Raw genomic sequence first — 7,886 nt, forward strand, 5'->3', positions numbered from 1 at the left:
TAAATAGTGGCTACAGATATTTTAATGAACTATTTTGTTGATGTTCCACTCCAAATACGTTCCATTTCTTCATAAGTTGGTATATGTGTCTTATTTCTGTCAGCCACTTTCTTTACCTCTCCTGTATTAGGATTAACATTTTGACGTCCCTCATGGGTATGTGTCGTCCCATGATCTGTTTGAGTTTTTTTATCAAAATGTGCCTTATCTTGTAATATATCTGTTCGGCTACCATCGGGGTGTGTATAAGATCCCTTGGATGTAGTCTTTGTATCAATTAAGCTGCCATTAGTATCGCCAATGAATCTTGCTTTACCAGAGAGTGAGGCCTTACCCACTGCTTTACCGCTATCAACGGTTTTATCCACCGCCTTAACCGCATCCGTCGCCTTATCCAACGCCCTAAACCCCTTAGCCGCTGCACCTGCCCCTCCTGGTATTCCCGGCAAGATGACAGCTGCCACATCTACCACTACTCCTAAACCATCTACAATTGCAGCACCAACGTTCCCCGCGCTAACATTGCTAACAAAACTTTCAACACCGGTGACAAGGCTAAAAATATCCCATGCTGATTCTACATATTTCCCCGTCGGGTCTTTATATCTCACCGGATTATTCAATGCATATGCATACGGACTCACCGAATAGTACTCCTCGCACAACGGGTCTACCTGATTAAAACGGTTCATGATGGCATACATTGTACGCGCGCCAAAGTAATATTCATCCAAGTAATTCGTACTCATGAATTCTTTGCCACCCAAACCAAACGGATAAGTCGGGTAAGGTTTTAAATCCATTATACCGGATGGGTAATAGTTCGGATACATCAAAGCGTTCCTACTACCTACTTTGCGTTGCCATGTACAGCCAATGTGATCTTTAGTAGTGTAATACGTGGTATGATCCGGGGAATCATAAAAATTCAAATGACCATCCGATGTGGTGACCCGCCGGAGCTTTTTCGACTGATAATAATAGTCTTCACTCCAGTCATTAATTCCGGTAATATAGGGGTCAGTGTTGTTTACCACCGTATCTAAAGGGGTCGTCGGTTTAATAGGGTAAGAACCATAAGAATCACGCACCTTGCGGCCATCCGCCATATAGGAGAACGTGAGGAGATTTCCATCAGTGAAAGCAACTACCTCCGGGAGATTCAGGATATTATTCTTGATCTTTCCAATCCGATTATCAAGGTTCTTCACTAAATTACCATTGCTGTCGTAGAAATATTCAACATCAGCATTTTGGTCATCAAGATAACGAAGATTGTAATAACCAACAGAGCGCCTTTCATCGGTTGCAGACTGAATTTGATTACCATGATACTTAATAGCCAATTTGGTTGTGTAATCAGGGTAAAAGTCCTCAAAGACACGCTGGTAGGTAAGTAGGTTCCCCATTTTATCGTATGTAAAATTCTCCCCGTGTTCCGTCGGCCTACCGTCCATCTTATATCTGCGTGTGCTCAGCAAACGATTGAGTCCGTCGTACGTGAAACGAGCTACCGGAATCTTATTTACCGAATTTGACAGGCAGGGAATATTCCCGTTATACAAAGGGGTTACCCCCTGCGGAAGATCTTCATTGTAGTAAATCTTCTCTCTCATGCCCGGTTCGTTGATCTCCGTAGGCCACCCCCTGACATTGTATTTATAACTTGCCGTATCAGCGTGATTGTGGATCAACTTCGTTTCTAAACGTCCTACCTCGTCATACCGATAATCTGCCATCAATACACGGGGATCACTGTCGAATGTATGATACAATTTTGATACACGCCCGGCAGGGTCATACTCATACTCATACGTGGTTACATGGCTGGCAACTCCCGTAGAGCCGGAAGCAGCGTCCGGATAAATACTTGTATGTTCCTTACGAACAGAAACAGGCTGATCAGTAAAATTGTAATTAGTGAAGGTATAGTTCTTGAAACCAAAAGCGGAATTTGCCGTACGCTGTACTTCACGACCCCGCCGGTCGTAATAGTAGGCGATGTAGTCCTTTTTAGAGGGATCATTCAATAGTGCGACAACCTGCCCGGTAAGTTTCCCGTACGAGGACTTTGGCGAGGACGCAAAAGAGGAATAATAACCCGGGCGGTTTTGAGAACCGATAAACTCACTAAAGATATTGGTATAGTCATAGTCGTCATAATAGTTAATAATCAGTGGGGTGCATCGGAGGCTGATTTGTGCTACCGAAGAATACCCGTAATTTTCCATAGGTGTTTGAGCCCCTGTATATCCAACAGATAGTACCTTATTCTGACAGAATGTTATCCAGTATTGGTGGCTATTGAATGATTTTAAGAATCCCCAGATAACCTGTCGCCCCAAGTGATCATACTGATAAGATTGCCACCGTTTCACCTCTCGGTCGTTGCCGTCTTGTTTAAGCACCATGCGGTCGGACTTATCATAGACGTAGTAGATCGGTGCGCAGCCCGGAAGTTTCTTTTCGATGCAACGGTCCCTCCCGTCATATCGGTATATATATCCATACAATTGGATAGGTTCGCTCTGACTGCAAAGCCAACTTTCCACAGCGGTAAGCGCATCGGCGGCGGAAGGGGGGAGGACGATTCGTTTGCGCCCTCTGTCGTCATAAACGATATAGGTGTCATGGGCAACGGTTCCATTCATTTGGCGGGTTAAAACTAAACGTCCGGAAGAATCAGAAAAAGTGTAAGTGATATGTCCATCCTCATCCGTGACTTGGGTGATGGTTAGCTCGCCGGGTATATAATTGCCGGAACGGGTAAGCTTTATATCACGATCCAGCTCTTCCACCTGGTAATAGGAGCAGGACAGAACCCCCGACGCTTTGTTGACCAGATAGGCATATTTCACCGCCTTTCCGTTCTCTTGCCAGGTCTGTCCGGGTCCATATGCTTCACGGACCCGGTTCAACTCGGAGTTTTCGTATACCGTGTAATGATAGGGATTGGTATCCGCATAAAAATCAGTATTCCCGGCGGGACGGGGAAGGAACTCCATCGTTTTCCGGAAAAAGCCATCATAGCCAATGGGAGTCTGTAGGTCTTTTCCTTGTGGGGTGGCACCTACTTCCAGTGTTTCGTATTCCAGGCCGAAAGAGTCGTAGTATGTTACTGTTTCGCGTGAACGGCTACCGTCCTCCTCTGTCATCAGATGAGTTTGCACATAATGTTTGTTTTTGTTCTGAGCCTTTAGCAGAGAAGGCAGAGACAGGGATATGCACAAAAGTAGAAGTGTAAAATGAATGGTTCGATTCATGTTGATTTACTTTTATTGATTATACTTTTATACTATAGATGATAACCGGGAGTATTGTATGTGAATGTGGAAATAGTCTTTTCAACTCCATCTTCAAGGATATACGAACGAATAAGACGTCCCCAGTAATCATACTCAAAATAGGTATTAACTCCATCGGCACCTCTGATGGAGGAAACTCCTATCAAGGGCCGATAGGTATATAAGGTGGTATGCGGGAGGCTGGTGCCGGATAAGGCGAAGACATCGGGCTGCCCTTGTGCTTCCAACTGTGTAAGCCATGCCTGATCTTTATTGAGTGCGGAAAGTACCTTGGCAATATTGGCATTTTCTACTTTAAAGACAGGATACTGATTGTAATACGACCAAAGATAGCTGGTGTAAATCTTGCCATCGGAAGTGACCGAACTGATATTTCCAAAATCATTATAGGTGTATTTGAGGCGATCTTCGTATTGGGATAATGTTGGGTTCCAGGCTTGAACGGCGTAAATATTGAGCCCCGCATATACATTCCTTAAAGAGGTCGTATCTTTTCCGCAAACGCGTTTATAAACCAGTAATTTATTGATCGCATTGCATGACAGTAGAAAGTCTTGCCCCAAATTTATTGTTATATTCTTCTTTGCCTCTTCAGGATATATAAACTGTTCCATAATCTCACTGTTGCCTGTTCGGGTTCGGGTCCATAGTGGATTTAAGTGGTTGGTTGCATAAAGTGTACCTCCTCCATTTAACTCTGCATCAAATCCATCGTATACATTACTACTGTCGGGATGATAAACATGCTCGCGAGTTAGGATGCTTGTCTCGCCTGTATCCGAAAAACGGGTGGTGCGTTCACGCTTCAAACGGGAAGCGCCTCGTTCTTTCATCCACGTATAATCTTTATATAATTCTTGAGGACGACTATCATACTCCTGAACGTTACAAACACGAGTCTTATAAGGCCGTCCAAAAACAACTGCGAAAGTATAATCATTATCCTCTTTGAATGGCTTTTGGTAAATGGAATATTCGTATTCGTGCTTTTCTACCAACGTATCTCCGCTGTATATCTCTTTCTTGATAAGGTGCCCATAGCGTAAAGCATCTTCGCCTTTGTCGGGATCAAAGGGTTTTGAAATATCCTGGCGAACTTGTCTCGGAGAGAAAGGATCCTGCGGAATGCCACCATATAAATCCCACTCAGGAGCACTGAAATGATAGTCTGTACGAATTTCTGCTCCATCGGCGATCACTTGTTCCCTCACATAAGGATAAATCACTGAATTACCATTGCCGAACGAGATATTGGAAACAGGAGTCGCGCCCCATGTATGTGTGCGACAAAGATTTCTTTCGCCGAGATGGTCAATAGTCAGTCGCTCTTGTTCCGTACAATAATCTCGTTGAGTTACTGCTACCTTAGCTACACCAAGTCCGGTACCGTCATTGCCATATTTTCCTTCCGGAGCAGAAAGACCATACTGAAAATAACGATATCTGGAAAAGCCACCATGCATATCGCTCTCTCTAATCATGCTTACCCGCAGTCCTCCTGCCAAATAGACTTTCTTTTGATAATTCGCAGCACCACTGAATACCTTTCCGTACCGATTGGCTTCATAACTGAAGTTTGTACGTACTCCCTCCGGTGAGAAGATGTCGGTTAGGACGCCTGTTTTCATATAGTATTCATTGCATTCGCGGGCACTATCTCCATAATGGAAGTAATAATTGTCGTTTACATAATAACGACCGTAGGGAATAAAGAGTCGAGTGCCGTTGTTTAATTCATGTTGTCCATTATAATATCCCCAATGATCCATTGCCGAGCTGGATACAGGCTGAACATAATCAGGCTTATCATATAAAAAAGAATACAAACGACGCTCGGGATCTCTACCGGCAGTAACAGCGATTGAATCTAATTTTGTGAGTTCCGTGTATGCATTGTACCTGGAGATATAGAATTGAAATTTCCGGATAATACTTCCGTCTTTTGACTTGACTGTAATGGTACTTAGGTTGTCTTCCGGGTCCTGCTCAAATAAAACGATACCTCCGCCAAAGTCAATACGCGTTAGCTTGCGTTCGTCCACAAAGTCGGAATCGTAAGGATTGAAAATCGCATATTCCTGTTCGCTGGGATAAGATGAACTGAGTATCTCGACTTTTCCATCTGTGATATTTCCATAATAAACCCGACCTCTTTGCTTGATTAGTAGTCTATAGCCTCCATAATAATTAGAACGAGACATGGGGACATTCACACTGTCTGAACGACGTAAGAAAGTGTTCTCTTTTATTGGAAACCAAGTAGAATCAGATACAGAGCTTCTGCCGCTGCCAACATTATATTCCATTTTATCTTCCAATACAACATAATCAGAAGAATAGCTGGGATTAATTCGCTTTCGCTGTAAACCGCTGTATCTAAATGATATACACGCTCTTGTTTGACGGGAATTAATACTCTTGCATAGCCAGCGGGTATTATAATTTCCGGTCTTCTCCGTATATCCATCCATTTCTCCACCAAACTCATACCAGACACCATTTTCGTCCTCTATATCGACACCATTTTCGCCAATAAGTTCCCAACCGGAAATTTTTAAAGGCGTATACGGATAGATACCAAAACCTGCATTGTAAGGAATATAGTTGTATCCTGTATATTTTACTCCTAAATAAAAAGTACCACTTCGGTTAGGTAATTTATAATAGAAATGATCGGGTTCGCTGTCACAATCCTTATCTTCAATTCGTCTGAAGAAGCGAGTTAGTTCATCGGAGTTACTGTTATCTTTGTTTTTAAGGTATTCTAAGGTTCTGTATCCTCCGCGTTTTGCGTCATCCGGAATACCTTTGATTTCCCGCATGACGGAAGGCTCGGCATTTAATGTCCAGTTTGTACCCACCCAGCCGCTTAACTGATGGAGTTTAATTCCGGCAGAATGATAGGTCAAAGTGATAGGAAGCTCTAAATCGCCGGCTTTAATGGTATACAACGGAATGGTGATATCGGCCAATCCTGTACTATGATTAACCGGATAGCAAATATATTTTTGTACAGCCGCCGCTTCCGGAGAGACAGGCGAGATTTGAGGTTGGGAGATTTTGATGGGATTATCGGCAGAGACCGTTTCGCAGCATCCCATACAGAGGAGCAAGAGAAAGGTGGCGGTTTGATAAAGGCTTGATAAATTTTTCATAATAGTATTTGAATATAGTAGTCAGTACTCAGATTTTCTCGCCATAGACTTTGCCATTGACGATCAGACGTAATACATAGCGCTCTGATAGCAAAGAATCAATAGCGATGGACTCACGATATTGTCCCGGACGCAATGCTTTCTTCGGATAAATAGCCAACAGTTCACCCTGAACGGTATATAGAGCTATTTCAACCTCGCAGGAAGTATTCAGCATATATTCTACAACCAGGTTATTGCTTTCCTGATAGAATTTACATTTTCCCATCGCATCCTCTAATGAGAATGAGCCATTGTGGGATGCATTCTTTCCCAACTGCCGTTGTGTAAGTGTCTCTTCACGCTTCTGCCGATTCTCCGCATCTTCATTCAATGTATAATATTGGTCAACCGGAGGATAGTAGAAAGCAGTCTGAAAATGAGGAATGGAAACACCGTGGCGGATTAGTGTGTTTTCCACTGTCTCTACTATCGGATAACGATAGCCTGAAGCGTACCAACTATAAGTATCGGTCTGTGTAACGAGTGTATCTCTGCTGATGCGATATGAGATACTGTCCGGAGTGAACTGGCGTAACCACAAAGCGGAGTCTTCTGCCATTACGGATTCGTTACTCAGGTTCAGATCTTGTACAAATCGTCGTTTAATATGTATCCGCAATACATCAGGAATGGTATCTCCGGCTATGATCAGGGTTCCTGCCGCATCAACGGAAACAGTGGTTTTGCCCAATAGTTCCATGCCATAGGCATGTTGGTATTCACCGGTATAGCCAAAGTAACTTTCGAAGTGGCTACCCAATTGTATGGGATATACGGCCAGGAGTTCAGGATGAATTGCTTTCTGGTAAGTGGATATATTTTCGACTTCGGTTTTCAATAGAGAATCTCCTGTCACACGATAAGTGTATCGGGTTCGATGTTCAGTGCCTGTCAATAGAGAATCATTGCCGGTATAGATCAGCTCATACTGTTCGTCTACAGGAGTCAGGTGGTCGAATTGCCATACTTTTCCCGTACCGCTTTCTCCCGGAGGAAGAAAGCGAATTTCCTGTTTATAGATTTTGTCACCTACCCGGGGGAGGGTGGTCGATTTGTGAAAGAGGGTTTGTGCATGTGAACCGAATAAGTAAAGGCAGAACAAACACATAAATAAAATCTTTTTCATGTGGGAATTATTAATTTTATATTCATAATCATATAAAAAAGGAAGAAAATCTATTAGCCGGAGATAGAGATCAGAAGGTCAATAGAAATAAGGTTATGTGAAATGTTAGATTGTTGAAAATTAGATGGTTACAAAAGTGTACACTCTTGTATGACATAAGTGTACACTTTTGTTGTATAATAATGGTTCTTCTTCAATTTAGTTGAACCGTGTTTGATAAGTCACTTTTGCAAAGTAGGCTCTATGGGATTCAAAATC

At 42.9% G+C, this 7,886-nt stretch carries 3 protein-coding genes; all 3 read right to left on the bottom strand.

What is annotated here, in order from left to right; all coding sequences use genetic code 11:
- Positions 1-29: 29 nt before the first annotated feature.
- From HCG69_RS17890 to HCG69_RS17900, 3 genes are read right to left on the bottom strand one after another with little or no spacing between them, the layout of a single operon-like run.
- A complete protein-coding gene (locus HCG69_RS17890; protein ID WP_255586226.1) occupies positions 30-3,263 on the bottom strand; it encodes a DUF6443 domain-containing protein in 3,234 nt (1,077 codons plus the stop codon).
- 32 nt (positions 3,264-3,295) lie between these two features.
- Positions 3,296-6,460: a sugar-binding protein gene (locus HCG69_RS17895; RefSeq protein WP_221651154.1), complete on the bottom strand. Its 3,165-nt coding sequence runs from the start codon at positions 6,458-6,460 to the stop codon at positions 3,296-3,298.
- Between the two features lie 28 nt (positions 6,461-6,488).
- Positions 6,489-7,628 (bottom strand): hypothetical protein, encoded by a 1,140-nt coding sequence (locus tag HCG69_RS17900; RefSeq protein WP_221651155.1) that lies wholly within the window; start codon positions 7,626-7,628, stop codon positions 6,489-6,491.
- Positions 7,629-7,886: the final 258 nt, after the last annotated feature.

The organism is Bacteroides sp. K03, from assembly GCF_019734355.1.
In the GTDB taxonomy this organism is placed as follows: Bacteria; Bacteroidota; Bacteroidia; order Bacteroidales; family Bacteroidaceae; genus Bacteroides; species Bacteroides nordii.

Excerpts from the sequence above, each read along its gene's own strand:
- HCG69_RS17890 (WP_255586226.1), bottom strand. The coding sequence starts at position 3,263 with ATGAATCGAACCATTCATTTTACACTTCTACTTTTGTGCATATCCCTG.
- HCG69_RS17895 (WP_221651154.1), bottom strand. The coding sequence starts at position 6,460 with ATGAAAAATTTATCAAGCCTTTATCAAACCGCCACCTTTCTCTTGCTC.
- HCG69_RS17900 (WP_221651155.1), bottom strand. The coding sequence starts at position 7,628 with ATGAAAAAGATTTTATTTATGTGTTTGTTCTGCCTTTACTTATTCGGT.